General features: G+C 62.3%; 18 protein-coding genes. 10 read left to right on the forward strand and 8 right to left on the reverse strand.

Annotation, left to right across the window (positions count from 1 at the left end; all coding sequences use genetic code 11):
• Positions 1-49: 49 nt before the first annotated feature.
• Positions 50-1,570 (reverse strand): ABC transporter substrate-binding protein, encoded by a 1,521-nt coding sequence (locus BB934_RS16630; RefSeq protein WP_099510637.1) that lies wholly within the window; start codon positions 1,568-1,570, stop codon positions 50-52.
• A 511-nt stretch (positions 1,571-2,081) separates the two neighbouring features.
• On the reverse strand, positions 2,082-2,273 hold the full coding sequence (locus BB934_RS16635) for a hypothetical protein (protein WP_099510638.1): 192 nt from the start codon (positions 2,271-2,273) through the stop codon (positions 2,082-2,084).
• 209 nt (positions 2,274-2,482) lie between these two features.
• Here BB934_RS16635 and BB934_RS50240 point away from each other — a divergent pair, with 209 nt between their 5' ends.
• Positions 2,483-2,617: a hypothetical protein gene (locus tag BB934_RS50240; RefSeq protein ID WP_257792360.1), complete on the forward strand. Its 135-nt coding sequence runs from the start codon at positions 2,483-2,485 to the stop codon at positions 2,615-2,617.
• 38 nt (positions 2,618-2,655) lie between these two features.
• Here the strand turns inward: BB934_RS50240 and BB934_RS16640 are convergent, their stop codons facing one another.
• The 6 genes from BB934_RS16640 to BB934_RS16665 form a co-directional block, all read right to left on the reverse strand.
• On the reverse strand, positions 2,656-3,609 hold the full coding sequence (locus BB934_RS16640; RefSeq protein WP_335645571.1) for a bile acid:sodium symporter family protein: 954 nt from the start codon (positions 3,607-3,609) through the stop codon (positions 2,656-2,658).
• Positions 3,610-3,626: 17 nt separating this feature from the next.
• Positions 3,627-5,033: an NAD(P)H-dependent oxidoreductase gene (locus tag BB934_RS16645; protein ID WP_099510640.1), complete on the reverse strand. Its 1,407-nt coding sequence runs from the start codon at positions 5,031-5,033 to the stop codon at positions 3,627-3,629.
• A 77-nt stretch (positions 5,034-5,110) separates the two neighbouring features.
• Positions 5,111-6,376: a 3-oxo-tetronate kinase gene (otnK, locus tag BB934_RS16650; protein ID WP_099510641.1), complete on the reverse strand. Its 1,266-nt coding sequence runs from the start codon at positions 6,374-6,376 to the stop codon at positions 5,111-5,113.
• Positions 6,373-7,179 (reverse strand): hydroxypyruvate isomerase family protein, encoded by an 807-nt coding sequence (locus BB934_RS16655; protein ID WP_099510642.1) that lies wholly within the window; start codon positions 7,177-7,179, stop codon positions 6,373-6,375. The genes otnK and BB934_RS16655 overlap by 4 nt, the downstream gene beginning before the upstream one ends.
• A 4-nt stretch (positions 7,180-7,183) precedes the next feature.
• Entirely contained in the window at positions 7,184-7,903 is a 720-nt protein-coding gene (gene otnC, locus BB934_RS16660; RefSeq protein WP_099510643.1) for a 3-oxo-tetronate 4-phosphate decarboxylase, read from the reverse strand.
• A 47-nt stretch (positions 7,904-7,950) separates the two neighbouring features.
• Positions 7,951-8,640 (reverse strand): GntR family transcriptional regulator, encoded by a 690-nt coding sequence (locus BB934_RS16665; RefSeq protein ID WP_099510644.1) that lies wholly within the window; start codon positions 8,638-8,640, stop codon positions 7,951-7,953.
• 212 nt (positions 8,641-8,852) lie between these two features.
• Between BB934_RS16665 and BB934_RS16670 the strand changes: the two genes are divergently transcribed.
• The 9 genes from BB934_RS16670 (at position 8,853) to BB934_RS16710 (ending at position 17,936) form a co-directional block, all read left to right on the forward strand.
• Complete coding sequence (locus BB934_RS16670; RefSeq protein ID WP_173909515.1) at positions 8,853-9,875, forward strand: 4-hydroxythreonine-4-phosphate dehydrogenase PdxA; 1,023 nt, start codon at positions 8,853-8,855, stop codon at positions 9,873-9,875.
• 60 nt (positions 9,876-9,935) lie between these two features.
• Positions 9,936-10,931, forward strand: a complete 996-nt coding sequence (locus BB934_RS16675) for a Bug family tripartite tricarboxylate transporter substrate binding protein (protein ID WP_099512926.1) — start codon at positions 9,936-9,938, stop codon at positions 10,929-10,931.
• Between the two features lie 75 nt (positions 10,932-11,006).
• Entirely contained in the window at positions 11,007-11,486 is a 480-nt protein-coding gene (locus tag BB934_RS16680; RefSeq protein WP_099510646.1) for a tripartite tricarboxylate transporter TctB family protein, read from the forward strand.
• 25 nt (positions 11,487-11,511) lie between these two features.
• Complete coding sequence (locus BB934_RS16685) at positions 11,512-13,026, forward strand: tripartite tricarboxylate transporter permease (protein ID WP_099510647.1); 1,515 nt, start codon at positions 11,512-11,514, stop codon at positions 13,024-13,026.
• A gap of 41 nt (positions 13,027-13,067) precedes the next feature.
• Positions 13,068-13,964 (forward strand): NAD(P)-dependent oxidoreductase, encoded by an 897-nt coding sequence (locus BB934_RS16690; RefSeq protein WP_099510648.1) that lies wholly within the window; start codon positions 13,068-13,070, stop codon positions 13,962-13,964.
• A 126-nt stretch (positions 13,965-14,090) separates the two neighbouring features.
• Entirely contained in the window at positions 14,091-14,411 is a 321-nt protein-coding gene (locus BB934_RS16695) for an I78 family peptidase inhibitor (RefSeq protein WP_099510649.1), read from the forward strand.
• Between the two features lie 382 nt (positions 14,412-14,793).
• Entirely contained in the window at positions 14,794-16,110 is a 1,317-nt protein-coding gene (locus tag BB934_RS16700; protein ID WP_099510650.1) for an ABC transporter substrate-binding protein, read from the forward strand.
• A 70-nt stretch (positions 16,111-16,180) separates the two neighbouring features.
• A complete protein-coding gene (locus BB934_RS16705) occupies positions 16,181-17,104 on the forward strand; it encodes a carbohydrate ABC transporter permease (RefSeq protein ID WP_173909462.1) in 924 nt (307 codons plus the stop codon).
• A gap of 10 nt (positions 17,105-17,114) precedes the next feature.
• A complete protein-coding gene (locus tag BB934_RS16710) occupies positions 17,115-17,936 on the forward strand; it encodes a carbohydrate ABC transporter permease (protein WP_099510651.1) in 822 nt (273 codons plus the stop codon).
• The last annotated feature ends 12 nt before the right edge of the window (positions 17,937-17,948 follow it).

A 17,948-nucleotide genomic window follows, 5' to 3' on the forward strand; every position in this document is an offset into this window, starting at 1 on the left:
GAGGAGGGGTGGGGAGCACTCCTTAGAGCGCTCCCCGGATTGCGTGCGCTTATTTCTTGACCGACACGTTCCAGAAGTAAGGCCAGGGCGCAGGCACGACGCCTTCCAGCTTCGGGGATTGCGCCGACAGGGCGTTGAAATCGCCGATCTTGATGCTGGGGGTTTCGTCGTAAATGACCTTCTGGACCTCGGCCCAGAGTGCGGGGCGCTTCTGCGGATCGCTCTCGGTGTTGAAGGCATCGACCGCCTTCTTGCGTGCCGGGGTCGACCACCAGCCGGGCGAGCTCTCGGACAGCTGGCCGATCAGAGCCGGCTCCGGCAGGAACGGGCTGTGGGTGATGTAGATGTCCCACAAAGCCGGATCGCCGCGCCGCTGTGTCAGGGTCGCCCAATCGACGACCTGAAGATCGACGGCGAACCCGGCCTGCTTGAGATATTCCGCCGCCACCTGTGCCATCTTGTAGTGGAACTCGTATTGGCGGCTGGTGAGGATGCGCAGCGGCGCACCGTTGTAATTGGCCTTCTTCAGAAGCGCCTTGGCCTTGTCGGGATCCGCGACGTTGTAACGACCGTCGATGCCGGCATTCGAATTCCACACATAGCCCTTCGGATACATGGCGCCGTCGAGCGAGTAGAATTCGGGATTGCCGAAGGCGGCGGCCAGCATGTCTTCCATGCTCAGTGCCAACCGGATGGCCATGCGCGTGTCGACATTCTCCGTCACACCCTGCTTCGTGTTCATCACGAAGACCGGCCAGCCGAAGGGTTTGAGGATGACCGGCTTCGATGTCTGCAGGTTCTTGAGGCGATCGAAGGATTCGACCGGGAGCGAGTCCACATAGTCGAACTGTCCGGAAATCGCACCTTCGACGCGCGTATTGGGATCCGGAACCGGGACGAAACGGATCTCGTCGAGAATGGCCTTGCGCGCTCCGCCATAGCCGTTTCCGGCGCCGTCGAGAGGCTTGTAGGCGTCGTTGCGAACAAGCTGGATATACTGATCCGGCTTGCGTTCCTTCAGCTTGTAGGGGCCGGTCCCGACCGGCTCCTTCATCGGAACATCCATCTTCTCCGCCGGCATGATGACAGCCGCGGAGTTGTTGAACGACAGAAGGGCCAGGAGAGGCGCATAGGGCGTCTTCAGGGTCAGACGCACGGTTGAGGGATCGACAGCTTCCAGCTTGTCGACATTGCCGGCAACCTGCTTGCCGCGGGAGCCCTGCTCCATCCAGCGCTTGAGAGAGGCAACCACATCTTCGGAGGTCATGTCCGAGCCGTCGTGAAACTTGATGCCGTCCCGCAGCTTGATCGTATAGACCTTTCCGCCCTCGGTGACCTCGGGCATGCTTGCCGCGAGAAGGGGTGTCACCTTCCAATCCTTGTCGAAGGTGTAAAGCGTCTCGAAGAAGTGCTGGGTGACGATCCCGACGAGATCCGCCGTCGAGACCATGGGGTCGAGTGTCGGCGGTTCGCCGATCGTCGCCACGTTGATGACACCTCCCGATTGAGCCAAGGCGGGGCTCGATGCGAGCAGAACCACACCGGTAAGCAATGCTCCTTTGATCCTCATGTGTCTCCCTCTTGCTCTATAATTATGTATTAGTTGCTTTAGTTATGAGATAGTGAGCCAGTGCGAGGTCGAGGTCAAGAGGTCCCAAGGCCATCGGCCATCGGGCTACGCGCATCGTCATGGCGGGAAGAGGTCTCTGAGCGGTGCTGCAGAAGATTTGCGCCGGTGCCGAACTCGGGAAGATGCTCAGGTGCAACTTCAATCCGCGCCGAAGCGCGATTCTAAACCATGTAGCGGCCAGCCACGGTGAGCATCGCGAATGCCGCGATACCGCTGACGGCCAGGACCGATTGGAAAAGCAGTTCGAAGACATCGGCATGAAGCAGTTTCATGGCAACGATCCTCTTGGGTGATGGCGGCGAAGCGGTTCGGTCAGGTGGTTCTGGCGACCGACGCATGTGACCTTGCTTCATCGGGCTCTAGGCTGCGCGATGAGAGAGCCGAAGCGCAGAAACTCCGGCCGCTTTCGCGGCGCTCGTTGCCGATGGAGTTAATTCGGTCGCCTTAGATCCTAGACCGCGTCGCTCATGCCGGACGGGGTGATGACGACCGATGCCTGAGATCCTGTCTCACAGGCGTTCGTCGCGAGAGCCAATGCAGCCCACCGCGCCTCTTCCTCCGTCGTATACTGGTACAGGGTTTGCCCCTGGTACATCACCGACCAGAGATCCTCACGCATTTGAATGACTTCAAAACGCTGCATAATCCCATCCCCCTCACTCTCCGAAGCGTAACAGTATGCTCTCGCATCTGCAGCATTTCGGAGGTGGTAGTAGGATTATCGAAGGGATAGTTCCCGGCATCGCAGCAGGGCCTAACCCTAAAGTATGTGTGCTGTAGCACAGCTACACTTCTACGCTCACCTATTGTTTGAGGGATCATCAACTCGCTGTAGATCTTGGGGGGCGAGGCATGACCCAGTTGAAGCCGAGCGTCGCCGAGCCGAGTAGTCAGGCCATCAAAGAGCATGTGAAGGCGATGTTGAGGAAGCTCCTCGATCGGTTGCAGAACGATACACCCGCAGGAGCTGCGCCCCAGGCCGGCTGAATTCCTTTCGTTCGCGTCAGGGCGATCGTCATCCTCGGTCAATTGCGCTCGGCATAGGATCGCGCCAGGACGGCGCAGACGAGCAGTTGGATCTGGTGGAACAGCATCAGCGGCAGGATGACGGCGCCGATCATGCTTGCCGGGAATAGAATGCTCGCAATCGGCACGCCGCTGCCCAGGCTCTTCTTGGAGCCGCAGAACACGAGGGCGATCTCGTCCTGCCGCGAGAATCCGAGCAGGCGGCTTGCGCCGGTCGTGATGAGCAGCACGGTGGCGAGAAGCACGCAGTTGAGGACGACGAGGACGATCAGGTCGCTTGGATCCAGCTGATGCCACAGATTGTTGATAGTCGCCTCGCCGAACGCATAATACACGACCAGAAGGATCGCGCCGCGGTCGACGATCCCCGTTAAGGTCCGCTGCCTTTCCACCCATCTGCCGATCCAGGGGCGCATGAGATGTCCGACAAGGAAAGGTACGAGGAGCTGCAGCACGACCTCGCCGATGGCATTCAGGGATATTCCGCCCTGGGTCTGCATGAGAAACCCCATGAGAAGCGGGGTCAGGAAGACGCCGATGACATTCGAGGCCGACGCGCTGCACACGGCTGCAGCGACATTCCCACCGGCAATGGATGTAAACGTGATGGATGACTGGATCGTGGAGGGAAGGAGGCAGAGGTAGAGCACGCCAAGGGCAATGCCGGGCGCGAGATAGGATTGCAGATAGGTTTTCGTGAGCAGCCCTAGAGCGGGGAAAAGCAGAAAGGTCGCGGCGAACACCATCAGGTGAAGGCGCCAGTGAACGGCGCCTTGGATGATCGCCTCGCGCGGGAGGCGTGCCCCCTGCAGAAAGAACAGAAGGGCAATCGAGCCGGCGATTATTACCTTGAGAACGGGAGCGCCCGCACCCGTCGCCGGCAGGATCGTCGCGACGATGGCGGTTGCCACGAGAGCCAGGGTGAAACGGTCGGGCTTCAGAAGAGCCAGCATTGACATCACTCGCACGCTCACATCGCGGCCTGCGCACGACGTCCGAAGAACCGCGTGTCCTGATCGCGGCGCAGCTTCATCAGAGCCTGGCCCTCGTCCATCTCGAGATCGCACATGCGTATCTCCTGCCCTCTCGCAACCGGCGCGGCAAGACGGCAATCGGAAGCGAGATAGAACGGGGCGGGTGCCGAGGCTACAAGGGGTTGCGCAGGACGGAACTCAGCGGTGACGCCGGCAATCGTATGGTGATGCCCGCCCATGGACAGAACGGTGCCCGCAGCGAGGTCGTCGGTCGCCACGGCGACCAGGTCATAGCGCGGCCTGTAATCGGAGCCGTATCCCGACCGGCGATGCAGGGCCGCGTCGAGAATGCTGGTGGCGGCCTCGAGCCCGAGCAGGTGGCGCGGCAGGAAGATCATCGCAGTTGCGCTGGTGCGGCTGACGATATGACCTTTCTGGGCCAGCATCTCCCAGCTCGTGGCATCGTCGCAGCGCACGACCACGAAGACGCCGCCGGCAAAGCTGATCTCATCGGGCTTGCGCAGGCAGTGGAACACGTCGAGACGACGATCACCGGAGAGGATGCCGCCTCCCTCGCGATGAGAGAAGATGGTCGGCACTTCACCAATGCGGGCGAGGGGAGCGTGGAGATCGAGGCGATCCGGCTGCAGGCCGGTCGCGTTGGCGACGACCATGAGCTCGCACAGGTCCGGCACGGCGCGCTGCGGGAAGCCGGAGATCGCGGCGTGACGGGCTTCGAGAAGCTCCGAAACGCTCCTCGTTCCAAGTTCCCAGTGGGGAGAAAGATCGACATCGTCGGCCGAACGCTCGTTGCTGCTGAGATGACGCGTGGCGGGATCGAAAACGAAGTCATACTCGCTCGACTTTCCTGCAGCGATCAGGTGGAAGCCCATGACTTCCGCCCAGGTGGCGAGCCCGATGAGCAGGCTCGGCTGGTCGCCGTCGACGGTCGTGGAGATGAGGCCTCTCTCGGCAGCGCGGGCCTTCAGCTCCGGTCCGATCACGCTGTCGGCTTCCTTCGTCACAAGAGCAAGATGCTTATCGGCTTCGATAGCAAGGAGGCCATGGCGGGCGGCGGCTCTCGGGCGTCCGGTTGCCTCGACGACCACATCGAAGGGAAGCTCGGCGACGAGCGCGAGATCGCTGGCGGCGATGAAGTCTCCTCGATCCCATGCGGCTCTTGCATCGCTCGCGGATTCGCAAATCCGGATGTTGCGCGGGTCGATGCCGGCCGCTTTCAGGCCCGCCGCGGCGGCTTCCGCAGTCAGGTCGACCGCAATGCGTGCATTCATCAGCGGCACATGCCGCGCCTGAGCGAGAAAGCTCTGCCCGAACCCGCCCGTGCCGACGACGCAGGTTTCGACGGGGCGGTCAGCCTTCGCGTAATGGTCATGGAAATTCATGGCGTATCTCTCCCGTCCGGTGCGCAGGGCGTCGCCGGTTCTTGTGCTCGTGAGATGTGAAGGCCTTTGTGCCGGTCCTACCGAAGCATGGTCCAGGCCTTGAGGAAAAAGTCAGGGGCGCCGAAATTGCCCGACTTGAGGGCGAGGGCGAGGTCGACACCGCCGAGGGACCGGGTCCACGGCACGCCGGGATCGATCTCGGGGCCGATGGTGAGCGCTTTAACGTCGAGCGCGTTCACGACGGCTCCGGAGGTTTCGCCACCTGCAACGATGATCCGTGTGAAGCCGAGAGCGGGCAGAGCGCGCGCGATGTCCGCGAGCGTCTTTTCGACGATCTCGCCGGCATTCATGCGCCCGAGTTTGCCTTGCACGGCCTGCACGTCGTCTGGGGTGGATGTGGAATAGATCAGAACTGGGCCGTTCGTCTGCTGAGCGGCCAGCCAGTCGAGCGCAGTTTGGGCAGTGACATCCTTGGATGAAAGCTGCATCGGATCGAGCCGAAGGGCGGGAACGCCTGCATCGATGGCCGCCTTGACCTGGCCCTGCGTTGCGCTGGAGCAGGACCCCGCCAGGATGATCGGTCGCCCATCAGGAGCATCGAAGCTCGCGCCGCGGGGAGCGGCAGCAGATGCGGCATCCTGCCGATAGGCGGCCGGAAGCCCCATCGCAACGCCCGAGCCGCCGGTGATCAGGGGAAAGTCGGCTGCCGCCATGCCGATGGAGCGAAGATGCGTGTCGCTCACGGCATCGACGATCACCACCCGATGTCCCGCCGCCCGCTCACGCGCGAAGGCCGAGCGGAGAGCATCCGGGCCTGCGTCCACATCCTCATACGGGACGAGACCGACGGACAGCTCCATCTGGCGCTGCAGGACGCGGACAAGGTTGGAATCCCGCATCGGCGTGAGCGGATGATCCTTCATGCTGCTCTCGTGAAGCGGCACGCCGTTCACGAACAGATGGCCTTTGTAGATTGTGCGGCCATTAGCCGGAAAGGCAGGGCAGGCGAGGGTGAAGTCGCTGCCGGTGAAGGCGAGCAAGGCCTCGGTGACCGGGCCGATGTTGCCCTCGTCGGTCGAGTCGAAGGTGGAGCAATACTTGAAGAACACATGGGAGGCGCCGGCCTTCCGCAGGGCGGTAGCCGCCGCCAGCGACTGTTCGATGGCCTGCTGCGGCGGAATCGTCCGGGACTTCAGCGCGACGACGACGGCATCGGCAGCGGAGAGGTCGAGACCCTCGCGCGGCACGCCGATCGTCTGGATTGTCCGCAGTCCTTCGCGGGCCAGCATGAGGGCGAGATCCGAGGCGCCGGTCAGATCGTCCGCGATGCATCCGAGTCTCATGCTGCATCTCCCCGGGAGGTCGATCGATCGTCGGACCATGCAGAGAGCCAGCCGAGGCCGTCTTCCGTCCGGCCGCGAGGTTTGTATTCCGCGCCGATCCAGCCGTCATAGCCAAGGCGGTCGAGCGTTCGGCAGATGTCGCGATAGTCGATCTCGCCTTCGTCGGGCTCGGCCCGGCTCGGCACGGCGGCGATCTGCACATGACCGATCAGGTCGAGATGATCCTTGAGCCGGCGCGTCAGGTCACCCTGCATGATCTGTGTGTGGTAGCAGTCGAACATGATCTTCACGTTCCTGCGTCCCACCTGGCCGATGATCGACGCCGCCTGCTCGATGGTGTGAAGGAAATAGTCGGGCCGGTCGCGGTGATTGATCGGCTCGAGGAGAACGGTCATTCCAGCCTGTGCGGCCTTGTCGGCCGCCGCTTTCAGGTTCTCGACGAAGGTGAGTTCGGCGGCAGCTCTAGCATCCGCCGCCACAACACCGGCCATGCAATGGACCGCCGATGCTCCGATGGCATGGCCGTAGGACACGGCCTGGTCGAGCGCCTGCTGGAATTCGCTCTCACGCCCCGGCAAGGCACCTAGCCCGAAATCGCCCGCGGACGCATTGCCGACGGGTGTGTTCAGTCCGAGCATCGTGACCTCGCTCCGCGCGAGGGCGCTGCGCATCTCCGCCGGTGGCACCTGGTAGGGCCAGTGCATTTCAACCGCCTTGAAGCCTGATGCTGCGGCGGCTGCGATCCGCTCGATTTCGGTATGCTCGGTGAACAGAAATCCTAGATTGGCCGAAAAGCGGGGCATGAGTTCATCCGCATGTGTGGGAAGGGTGATGGTCGTGGGAGCAGCAGTTCCGCTCGTCCTCGGGCATGTCCTCGGCAATCGCCTCGTCCAGCTTGAAGTGTGAGACGAGATCTTGAACCTGTGCCCGGCTTAAGAGACGAGGATTGAGGCCATGCAGGAGAAGGCGCAGCTTTGCGGTCTCCTCCAGCTCTTCCGTGGCATAGACGGCCGCCTCCAGATCCTTGCCGGCCACCACGGGTCCATGGTTGGCGAGGAGAACCGCGCTGTACCGCCCGGCAAGACCGCGGATCGCGTCGGCAACGGCCGGATCGCCCGGCCGGTAGTACGGCACGAGAGCGGTGCGGCCGACGCGCATGACATAATAGGCGGTCATGGGTGGGAGCACGTTGTCAGGGTTGACGTCCGGCAGCATCGACACCGCGACGGAGTGGGTGGAATGCAGATGGACGATAGCGCCGGCGCCCTGCCGGGTCGTATAGAGCGCCGAGTGAAGCGGCAATTCCTTCGTCGGGGCATCTCCCGACAGGAGCCGCCCTTCGTCGTCGAGCTTGCTCAGGCGCGCCGGGTCGAGAAAGCCGAGCGAAGAGTTGGTGGGTGTGGCGAGCCAGCCCCCATCGCTCAGCCGCACCGAGATGTTGCCCGAGGACCCCGCAGTCAGTCCGCGCTCGAACAGGGAGCGCCCGAAGCGGCAGATCATCTCGCGAAGTTCGCTCTCAGCGCTCATGTCGAGGCTCTCGGAAGGCTAGAGGGTGGCACGTCAGTTTGGTCAAGTCAGACGGAGTGTTTGACCCGCTCCCAGGTCTTCTCCATATGCGCGGTCAGCACCTTGGACAGGCGCTCGCCGTCCCGTGCCTCGAGGGCCTCGATCATCTCCTCGTGATCTGCCACGGCGCCGGCCCACTTCTCGGGTCCCTCGTTGCCGATGTAGCGGATCCGCTTCAGTCGGGCCTGCAGAATGCTGTGAACGGAGATCAGCGCCTCGTTCTTCGACAGCCGGAGAATGGCGGAATGAATGTTCTGGTTCAGCTTGAAATAGGGCATGCGGTCGCGCTTCGCATACATGTCCATCATGCGGTCGTGCAGATGGCGCACCTCAAGGATTTCGGCATCGCTGGCGTGTTCGCAGGCGAGTTGTCCGGCAAGGCCTTCGAGGTTGCCGAGCACCACGAGGCTGTCGCAGACATCCTTTGCCGTAAACTGACGGACCACGGCGCCCTTGCCAGGCGATAGCTCGAGCAGGCCTTCGCTCGCCAGAAACTTGACCGCTTCGCGCAAAGGCGTGCGGGAAACGCCGAGCATCTTGCCGATATTGCCCTCATGGAGCCGGGTGCCGGGAGCGAGTTCGCCCTCGATGATCATGTCGCGGACGCGCGCCACGATGGCGTCATGGAGCGTCGGGCGGAGGATCGGGCCGCGCGAATCGAAGTCGCCGATCGGCAGGTCTGCAGCCTCAAGTGCCATGACTCGTTCCATTGTTTCAGCCTCACGTTCCTGACGGGCGCCGGATTTTTATACAACCCTTTCCTAAATCCATGCAAACAAAATTCTGCATACAGCATACTTGTGTACGGCATTTTGGGCTGCTAGTGTCCTTCCGTCATCTTGAGAATGAGGCCGCTGTGAACGCCCACACGTCATCGACCACGTCCGAAAAGCCCAGAGTTGCGTTCGCGATGGGCGATCCCGCCGGCATCAGCCCTGAACTCGCTGCCAAGCTCATCGCCGCAGAAGAATTTCGCACCGGGGCGAACCTCGTCATTTTCGGCGACCTGCGAATTCTGGCGCAGGGCGCCAAGGTCGCCGGTGTCGACGTGGACGTCGAGGTGGTCTCGTCGGAGGATGAGGTTCCGGAAGGCGCGACCCGCCCTGTTTTCGTCGATCTCAAGAACCTGAGCCTCGATCAGGTGACGCCCGCGACGGCAACCCTCGAGGGCGGTCTTTTCGCGACCGAGAATTTCCGTCGTGCGCTGCTGCTCGCCCAATCCGGTCGCGCCGACGCTGTGTTCTTCACGCCTTTCAACAAGAAGGCGATGCGCCTTGCCTATGACGGGTACGACGACGAGATCCGCTTCGTGCGCGATGTGCTCAAGACATCGGTGGCCGCAAGCGAGTTCAATGTTCTGGGCAAGACCTGGAATGCGCGCGTGACCTCACATATCCCGCTGTCCCAGGTCTCTGCCGCAATCTCCGGGCCATCGATCCTGCGCTCGCTGACGCTCGCCGATCAGTGCATGCGCGCTGCCGGGTTCAATCCTCCGCGCATCGCAGTCGCCGGGCTCAATCCCCATGCCGGCGATGGCGGCAATTTCGGCACCGAGGAAATTGACGTCATCGAGCCGGCTGTCGTGCAGGCGAAGGAAAAGGGCTTTGCAGTCGAGGGGCCGTTCCCGTCAGATACGGTGTTCCTGCGCGCCAAGAACGGTGACTTCGATGCGGTCCTCACCATGTATCACGACCAGGGCCAGATCGCGATGAAGCTGATGGGCTTCGATCGCGGCGTGACGCTGATCGGCGGCTTCCCGTTCCCAATCTGCACGCCCGCGCACGGTACAGCCTATGAGATCGCCGGACGCGGCATCGCCAATCTCGGTGCGAGCCGCGAGGCGCTCTCGCTGGCGATCCGCATGGGCACCGAAGTGCGCGCCCGTCGGTCCGCGGCTCAGCCCGAGCCGCGTCTGTCGGCCGTCAATTCCTGAACATCCCGTTCCGCAGAACCGACGCCATCGGTCGGAAACATCAAAATGGAGGAAAGAAAGATGCTTAAGAAGACGTCATGGTTGGTGGCCACCGCAATGGCCGTGGCATTCGGAGGCGCAGCGCACGCCGATTGGAAGCCGACGAAGCCGGTTGAGTTCGTCGTCACGTCGGCCCCCGGCGGCGGCACCGACAATTTCGCCCGCGTCGTGCAGTCGATCATCGCCAAGCACAAGCTGATGGACCAGGCGGTCGTGGTCACCAACAAGGGTGGCGGCAGCGGTGCGGAAGGCTTCATCTACGCCAAGGTGGCGACCGGCGATTCTCACAAGCTCACCTTCGGCACGAACAACGCCTATCTTCTGCCTTACGTGGCAAAGCTCGCCTACAAGCCCGATGAGCTGACGCCCGTCGCCGCCATGGCGCTGGACGAGTTCCTGCTCTGGGTCAATGCAAGCGCACCCTATAAGGACGCAAAGAGCTATATCGAGGCCGTGAAGGCTAAACCCGATTCCTTCAAGATGGGCGGAAGCCAGTCGAAGGATACGGACCAGACGCTGACCAGCCTGATTCAGGATGCGACGGGCGCCAAGTTCATCTACGTGCCGTTCCAGGGCGGCGGCGCAGCCGGCGTGCAGCTCGCCGGCGGCCACATCGATTCGAACACGAACAATCCGAACGAGAATGCCGGGCAGTGGAAGGCGGGCGCGATCACCCCGCTCTGCGTGTTCAGCCCGTCGCGTCTGCAGGATGGCCCGAAGGTCACGGCGACCATGGGCTGGGCGGACATTCCGACCTGCAAGGAAGCTGGTATCCCGATCGATCAGTTCCAGATGCCGCGCACCGTATGGCTGCCCGGCGGCGTGCCCACCGAGGCCGTGGCCTTCTATGCCGATGTGCTCAAGAAGGTGAGCGAGACGCCGGAGTGGAAGGAATATATCGAGCGGACGTCACAGACCAACCGGTTCATCGCCGGTGCGGATCTCAAGAGCTTCATTGCCTCGGACGATGCGAAGAACCGCAAGGTCTTCGAGCAGGAAGGCTGGGTCGTTCGCTAATTGCGATAGCCAATGGCTGGCGGGGCTTTCTCCGCCAGCATTTCTTTACGCACTTACGGAAACGGGACGGACGCCATGATTTCTCGTTATACGGCTGAGATCGGAACCGCGACTCTGACGGCGGGCTTGGGCCTCGCTGCGGTGGTCGGCGCGCTGGAATTCGGGATCGGGTGGGGAGATGCTGGGCCGGAGCCTGGCGCATTTCCTTTCTATATCGGGCTTCTCGTCATCGCTGCCAGCGCAGGAACGCTGATCCAGGCGATTATCGGCCGCGGTGGATTGCAATCCGTCTTCATTCATCGCGAGGAAGCCAAGCGCGTCGCATCCTTCTTCCTGCCGATGCTCGCGTTCGTGGTCGTGGCCCGTCTTCTCGGGCTCTATGTGGCGACGGCTCTCTACATCTCCTTCGTCATGTGGGTGCAGGGGAAATATCGTCTCGTCATATCCGTTGCCTCTGGTCTTGCTGCAGCCATCGCTTTCTATCTCGTGCTCGAAATGGCGTTCCAGGTTCCGCTCCTGAAAGGTCCGCTCGAAGCCGCTCTGGGCCTCTACTAGCCTCCAAACCTGACGGGGACCGGCCGTGGAAAATTTTGCATCGCTTCTTCATGGATTCGGCGTCGCACTGTCGACCTATCACGTTGCGCTGATGATCATCGGTGTCCTTCTGGGAATTCTCGTCGGAGTGCTTCCCGGACTTGGCGCTCCCAACGGCGTTTCGCTGCTGCTGCCGTTGACCTTCACCATGGACCCGGTGGCCGCGATCATTCTCCTCACCAGCATGTACTGGGGAGCGCTCTTCGGCGGATCGACCACATCCATTCTCTTCAACATTCCCGGCGAGCCGTCATCGGTAGCGACTACATTCGACGGCTATCCCATGGCTCGCCAGGGGCAGGCCACGCAGGCGCTGACATTGGCGTTTTTGTCGGCCGGTTTCGGCGCTCTCGTGGGTGTCATCCTCATCACGGTGCTGTCGACCTGGGTCGCCAAGTTCGCCCTTCGCTTCAGTTCGCCGGAATATTTCGCCGTCTACTTCCTGGCCTTCGCGAGCTTCATCGGCCTTGGCGCTGCATCGCCCTTCAAGACCGTCGTCTCCATGGGCCTCGGCTTCGCCTTTGCGGCAGTGGGCATGGATACGGTGTCCGGGGGCCTGCGCCTCACCTATGGCTTCAACGAGCTGCTGTCCGGCATCAGCTTCCTCATCGCGGTGATCGGTCTCTTCGGCATCGGCGAGTTGATGCTCACCATGGAAGAGGGGCTTCGCTTCGAAGGCATCAGCGCCCGCGTCAGGGTGCGCGACGTCCTCAAGACCATCGCGACGATGCCGCGCTACTGGGTCACTCTCCTGCGCAGCAGCATCATCGGATGCTGGATGGGCATCACGCCCGGCGGGCCGACCGCGGCGTCCTTCATGAGCTACGGCATCGCCAAGCGGCTCTCCCGCCGCAAGGAAGGCTTTGGGCAAGGCGAGCCCGAGGGTGTCGTCGCTCCCGAGACCGCGGATCACGCCGCCGGAAGCAGCGCCATCCTGCCGATGCTGGCCCTCGGCGTTCCCGGCTCCGCGACCGCGGCCGTGATGATGGGCGGCCTGATGATCTGGGGTCTCAATCCGGGACCGATGCTGTTCATCGAGCGCCCGGATTTTGTGTGGGGCCTGATCGCCAGCATGTATCTTGGCAACATCGTCGCCGTGCTCATGGTGCTTGCAACCATTCCGCTCTTCGCCTCGATCCTGCGCATTCCCTTCGCCATCATCGGACCGGTGATCGTGGTCGTGTGCTTCGTCGGCGCCTACACCGTCGCGGGCCGTCCGTTCGACCTGTGGCTGGCCCTGGCCTTCGGCATCGTCGGCTACCTGTTCAAGAAGCTCGACTACCCGATCGCGCCCCTCGTTCTGGCGATGGTGCTCGGCGACAAGGCGGAGGATGCCTTCCGCCAGTCCATGATCATGTCGCGGGGATCGCTCTCGATCTTCTGGTCGAATGGGCTTGTCACAACGCTCATGCTCATCGGTCTCGCCCTTGCGCTCGGGCCGGTCCTGAGCACCCTGGTGGGACGCGTCGTTCGGCCGAAGGCGTCATCAGCGGTGGCGTGAGAGCGTCGTTCATCAGACGATCGGGTTTGAAGGAGCTTGCGATGACGGCATCCGGTTTCGGCACCGTGGCCTTTCTGGGCATCGGTCTCATGGGTTCGCGCCAGGCCCGGCGGCTGCTCGATGCGGGCTATCGCCTGATTGTCTGGAACCGGTCGCGCGACAAGGCCGAGGCGCTCGCGCCGTTCGGGGCCCGCGTGGTGGATACGCCCTCCGAGGCCGTCGCCGGCGCCGATGTGGTTGTCCTGATGCTGGAGAACGGCACCATCGTCACTGACGTGCTGTTCGCGCAGGGGACGGCGCAGGCCCTGCAGCCGGACGCCGTCGTCGTCGACATGAGCTCCATCAAGCCCGCCGAGGCGCAGGATCACGCCCGGCATCTGGCAGAGCGTGGCATCCATCACATCGATGCCCCGGTGTCCGGCGGAACGCTCGGAGCGGAGCAGGGGACGCTTGCCATCATGGCGGGCGGCGAGGCCGAGATCTTCGGCCGGGTCGAACCGATCCTGCAAGTCATGGGGCGTCCCGTTCACGTGGGGCCGCACGGCGCCGGCCAGCTGGCGAAGCTCGCCAACCAGATCATCGTCGGCGTGACCATCGGAGCGGTCGCCGAGGCGCTTATGCTGGCGCAGCGCGGCGGGGCCGACCCGGCCAAGGTGCGAGAAGCGCTTCGCGGCGGTTTTGCCGAAAGCCGCATCCTCGAGCTTCACGGGCAGCGTATGGTGGAGCGCGACTTCGTCACGAAGGGCCGCTCGATCACCCACCTGAAAGATCTCGACAACGCACTCGATGCGGCGGACCGGATCGACCTGGAGTCTCTCCCCTACACGGCCCTGACCGCAGATCTGTTCCGAGGCCTCATCGCCAATGCCGGCGATCTCGACCACAGCGGCCTGCTTGTCGAGCTCGAGCGTAGAAACGCTGCATTGGCCGAGAGCTGATCTCCGGCGTCCTGATCCGTCCCGATCGCCCATCGGCTGCACCATAGCCAACCGGCCCGCAATGGCGGTCGGGAACGGATTCCAATCTGGCGCATAACCTCGTTGGAACCAGAGCAGGAGCGCGTCGTGCAGGTTCGTTACGCCCTCATCCTCGCCTGCCGATTGCCCGGCCTCATGGCCTTGGCCCTACCACTCGTCGTCCCCGGATATGGTTTCGCGCAGCCGGCCACCGATCCGACACCGGCACGCTGCGTGGCCGGCCAAACTCAGTCCATCGTCGGACAGCCCTATTCCATGGAACTTGCCGACAAAGCCCGACAGGCGGCCGAGGCTCGCGAGGTCCGCAAGATCGAGCCGGGCGGTGCCTATACGATGGAGTTGAGCCCGGACCGGTTAAATATCGAAGTCGACCGCGCCGGCATCGTGACGGGTGTCCGCTGCGGCTGACAGGATGAACCCGGAGGTCGAAAATCACGCTTCGGCCAAAGCATTCTCGGCTCAAGAACTGCCACACCGTGATCTTAGGCTTCAACCTTAGAACGGATTGCCATGCTTCTGACGGGAGGAGGATCCGGCTAGCCTGACCCCTGTCAGAGATTCACCAACATAGGCGCCCATGATGGCAAGGTGGCATTAATTAGAAAGCCTGCGCGATTCAGCAATACCTCTCTTGGCGAGACGCAGGTTTTCTTAAGGGGATGGTAGGATCGGAAGACATTTTACGTAAATGTTCCATTTAGAAGTAAATCCGGCCACGGTTGTGAGAAAAGGTGGTCGTGTAAGCAGCTACAACAACAATAAAAGTCAATTACATGTGCTGGAGGAAACTATGCGCTTCAGGAATGTTGCCCTACTTTCGGCCGTCGTGTTTACAGCGGGCGCAGGCCCGGTCTTTGCTCAGGGCCAAACCTTAACGATCGCTACGGTGAACAACGCCGACATGATCATCATGCAGCGTCTGTCGCCGAAATGGGAACAGGCGACCGGCAACAAGTTGAACTGGGTCGTGCTGGAAGAGAATGTCCTTCGCCAACGCGCGACGACGGACATCGCCACGAAAGGCGGACAGTTCGACATCATCACGATCGGCTCCTACGAGGCTCCGATCTGGGGCAAGCAGAACTGGCTGCTGCCCGTCGACGATCTCGGTGCCGACTATGATTACGCCGACATCATCCCATCGGTGAAGAACGGCCTGTCCTACAACGGCAAGCTCTATGCCGTGCCGTTCTATGCGGAGAGCTCGTTCACCTTCTACCGGAAGGACCTGTTCGATCAGGCCGGCATCAAGATGGCGGACAAGCCGACCTACGATCAGATCGCAGAATATGCCGCCAAGCTCACGGACAAGTCCAAGGAGCAGTACGGCTTCTGCCAGCGCGGCAAGCCCGGCTGGGGCGAGAACATGGCGTTCGTCGGCCCGATGGTGAATGCCTTCGGCGGACGCTGGTTCAACGAGAAATGGGAACCGCAGCTCACCACGGAACCGTGGAAGAACGCGATCACCTACTACGTCAAGAACATGCGGGAATACGGCCCTCCGGGAGCCACCGCCAATGGGCACAACGAGAACCGCGCCCTGTTCGCGACCGGGCACTGCGCCATGTGGGTCGATGCCACTTCGGCGGCCGGCTACATCTACAACCCGAAGGAAAGCCAGGTTGCCGACAAGACGGCTTTCGCCCCGGCGCCGGTGCAGGTGACGAGCAACGGCTCGGGCTGGTTCTGGGCATGGTCGTTAGGGATCCCGGCCTCCACGAAGAAGGCCGATGCAGCCAAGTCTTTCGTGAAATGGGCCACCTCGAAGGACTACATCACCCTCGTGGGCAACGAGGCCGGATGGGTGTCTGCTCCTCCCGGGACGCGCAAGTCGACTTATGACAATCCCGAGTACCAGAAGGCCGCACCGTTCGCGAAGGTCGTCTACGACTCGATCGCCAATGCCGACCTGACCAAGCCGACCAAGGATCCCGTGCCCTATATCGGCATCCAGTACGTGGCCATTCCCGAGTTCCAGGGAATCGGAACGGTGGTCGGCCAGCAGATCGCCGCTGCCCTTGCCGGCCAATCGACGGTCGACCAGGCGCTCGACAGCGCGCAACGCTCGACCGAGCGCACCATGAAGCAGGCTGGATATCCGAAGTGAGCTGACGGCCAATCGTCGGCAGGCGTACTGAGCGCCTGCCGGCTGCTCACTCCAGACGCGAGTCAAGGACATGGCTGGCACCACCACCACTGCAACACTCCCCAGCGGCTCGGCTTCCGCCGGCAAGCGAAGTCAGCGCAACGTCAAAACCCTGCCGCTGATCGCTCCGTCGGTAATCGTCCTGTTCTTGTGGATGATCGTGCCGCTGGCGATGACGCTGTGGTTCTCGTTCCAATACTACAATCTGCTCGATCCGTCCGTCAGCGGTTTCGCCGGGTTCGAGAACTACACCTTTCTCCTCACCGATCCGTCCCTCTGGACGGCCATGGCCAATACGCTCTTCCTGGTGTTTTGGGTCCTGGTGATCACGGTGGGTTTCGGCACATTGCTCGCCGTCCTGTTCGATCAGGAATTCTACGGGCGAAGCATCGCGAGGTTGCTGGCCATCGCGCCGTTCTTCGTCATGCCCACCGTCAGCGCCTTGGTGTGGAAGAATATGCTGATGCATCCGGTCAACGGATTGTTCGCGTTCTTCGCTCGCTCCCTCGGGCTGCCGGCCATCGACTTCTTCGGCGCCTTCCCGCTGACATCGGTGATCATCATCGTCGCCTGGCAGTGGCTGCCTTTCGCCCTGCTGATCCTGCTGACCGCCATCCAATCCCTCGACAGCGAGCAGAAGGAAGCGGCTCGCATGGACGGCGCCGGGCCGTTCGCGATGTTCTTCTTCATCATCCTGCCGCATCTCGGCCGCGCGATCAGCGTGGTGATCATGATCGAGACGATCTTCCTGCTCTCGGTCTTTGCGGAAATCTACGTCACCACCTCGGGCGGTCCGGGACTGGCCTCCACCAACCTGGCTTTCCTGATCTATCTGCGGGCGCTTCGCGAATACGACGTGGGCGGGGCCTCCGCTGCGGGCGTGATCGCGGTCATCCTGGCGAATATCGTCGCGATCTTCCTGGTCCGTTCGATCGCCAAGAACATCGCCGATTGAGGGCCAAGCCATGCATCCCAAGACACGCGATAAACTCATCTACACCCTGGTCGGATGGCTGGCCGCCGGCGTGATCTTCTTTCCGATCTTCTGGATGATCCTGACGAGCTTCAAGACCGAGGTCGAGGCGATTGCGACGCCACCCAAACTGTTCTTTACGCCGACCCTCGAGAACTACATCACCGTGCGCGAGCGCGCCGACTACGTTCATTTCGCCCTCAACAGCATCATCATCTCCGTCGGCGCCACATTCCTGGCAACGCTGATCGCCGTGCCGGCGGCCTATGCCATGGCCTTCTTCCCCGGGAAGCGGACGAAGGATATCCTGCTCTGGATGCTCTCGACCAAGATGATGCCGGCGGTCGGCGTCCTGATCCCGATCTACCTGCTGTTCCGCGATACGGGCGCGATCGACACACGCTGGGGTCTTATCGTGGTCTACACGCTCATGAATCTGCCCATCGTGGTGTGGATGCTCTACACCTTCTTCAAGGAGGTGCCGAAGGACATCCTCGAGGCGGGCCGCATGGACGGTGCCAAGCCCAAGCAGGAAGTCTGGATGCTCCTGATGCCACTGTCTCTGCCCGGCATCGCATCCACGGCTCTCCTGTCGATCATCCTGTGTTGGAACGAAGCGTTCTGGAGCCTCAACCTCACCACATCGCAGGCGGCCCCGTTGACGACCTTCATCGCCTCGTTCTCTGCGCCCGAGGGATTGTTCTGGGCCAAGCTCTCGGCCGCCTCGACGATTGCAATCGCGCCGATTCTCGTTTTCGGCTGGATGAGCCAGCGCCAGCTTGTGCGCGGCCTGACCTTCGGCGCCGTCAAGTAAGCGGAGGATGCA

It is taken from the genome of Microvirga ossetica (assembly GCF_002741015.1).
GTDB classification, from domain to species: Bacteria; Pseudomonadota; Alphaproteobacteria; order Rhizobiales; family Beijerinckiaceae; genus Microvirga; species Microvirga ossetica.

What these genes read in the sequence shown, in the direction of transcription:
- BB934_RS16630 (WP_099510637.1), bottom strand. Translation starts at nt 1,570, where the DNA reads ATGAGGATCAAAGGAGCATTGCTTACCGGTGTGGTTCTGCTCGCATCG.
- BB934_RS16635 (WP_099510638.1), bottom strand. Translation starts at nt 2,273, where the DNA reads ATGCAGCGTTTTGAAGTCATTCAAATGCGTGAGGATCTCTGGTCGGTG.
- BB934_RS50240 (WP_257792360.1), top strand. Translation starts at nt 2,483, where the DNA reads ATGACCCAGTTGAAGCCGAGCGTCGCCGAGCCGAGTAGTCAGGCCATC.
- BB934_RS16640 (WP_335645571.1), bottom strand. Translation starts at nt 3,609, where the DNA reads ATGCTGGCTCTTCTGAAGCCCGACCGTTTCACCCTGGCTCTCGTGGCA.
- BB934_RS16645 (WP_099510640.1), bottom strand. Translation starts at nt 5,033, where the DNA reads ATGAATTTCCATGACCATTACGCGAAGGCTGACCGCCCCGTCGAAACC.
- otnK (WP_099510641.1), bottom strand. Translation starts at nt 6,376, where the DNA reads ATGAGACTCGGATGCATCGCGGACGATCTGACCGGCGCCTCGGATCTC.
- BB934_RS16655 (WP_099510642.1), bottom strand. Translation starts at nt 7,179, where the DNA reads ATGCCCCGCTTTTCGGCCAATCTAGGATTTCTGTTCACCGAGCATACC.
- otnC (WP_099510643.1), bottom strand. Translation starts at nt 7,903, where the DNA reads ATGAGCGCTGAGAGCGAACTTCGCGAGATGATCTGCCGCTTCGGGCGC.
- BB934_RS16665 (WP_099510644.1), bottom strand. Translation starts at nt 8,640, where the DNA reads ATGGCACTTGAGGCTGCAGACCTGCCGATCGGCGACTTCGATTCGCGC.
- BB934_RS16670 (WP_173909515.1), top strand. Translation starts at nt 8,853, where the DNA reads ATGGGCGATCCCGCCGGCATCAGCCCTGAACTCGCTGCCAAGCTCATC.
- BB934_RS16675 (WP_099512926.1), top strand. Translation starts at nt 9,936, where the DNA reads ATGCTTAAGAAGACGTCATGGTTGGTGGCCACCGCAATGGCCGTGGCA.
- BB934_RS16680 (WP_099510646.1), top strand. Translation starts at nt 11,007, where the DNA reads ATGATTTCTCGTTATACGGCTGAGATCGGAACCGCGACTCTGACGGCG.
- BB934_RS16690 (WP_099510648.1), top strand. Translation starts at nt 13,068, where the DNA reads ATGACGGCATCCGGTTTCGGCACCGTGGCCTTTCTGGGCATCGGTCTC.
- BB934_RS16700 (WP_099510650.1), top strand. Translation starts at nt 14,794, where the DNA reads ATGCGCTTCAGGAATGTTGCCCTACTTTCGGCCGTCGTGTTTACAGCG.
- BB934_RS16705 (WP_173909462.1), top strand. Translation starts at nt 16,181, where the DNA reads ATGGCTGGCACCACCACCACTGCAACACTCCCCAGCGGCTCGGCTTCC.
- BB934_RS16710 (WP_099510651.1), top strand. Translation starts at nt 17,115, where the DNA reads ATGCATCCCAAGACACGCGATAAACTCATCTACACCCTGGTCGGATGG.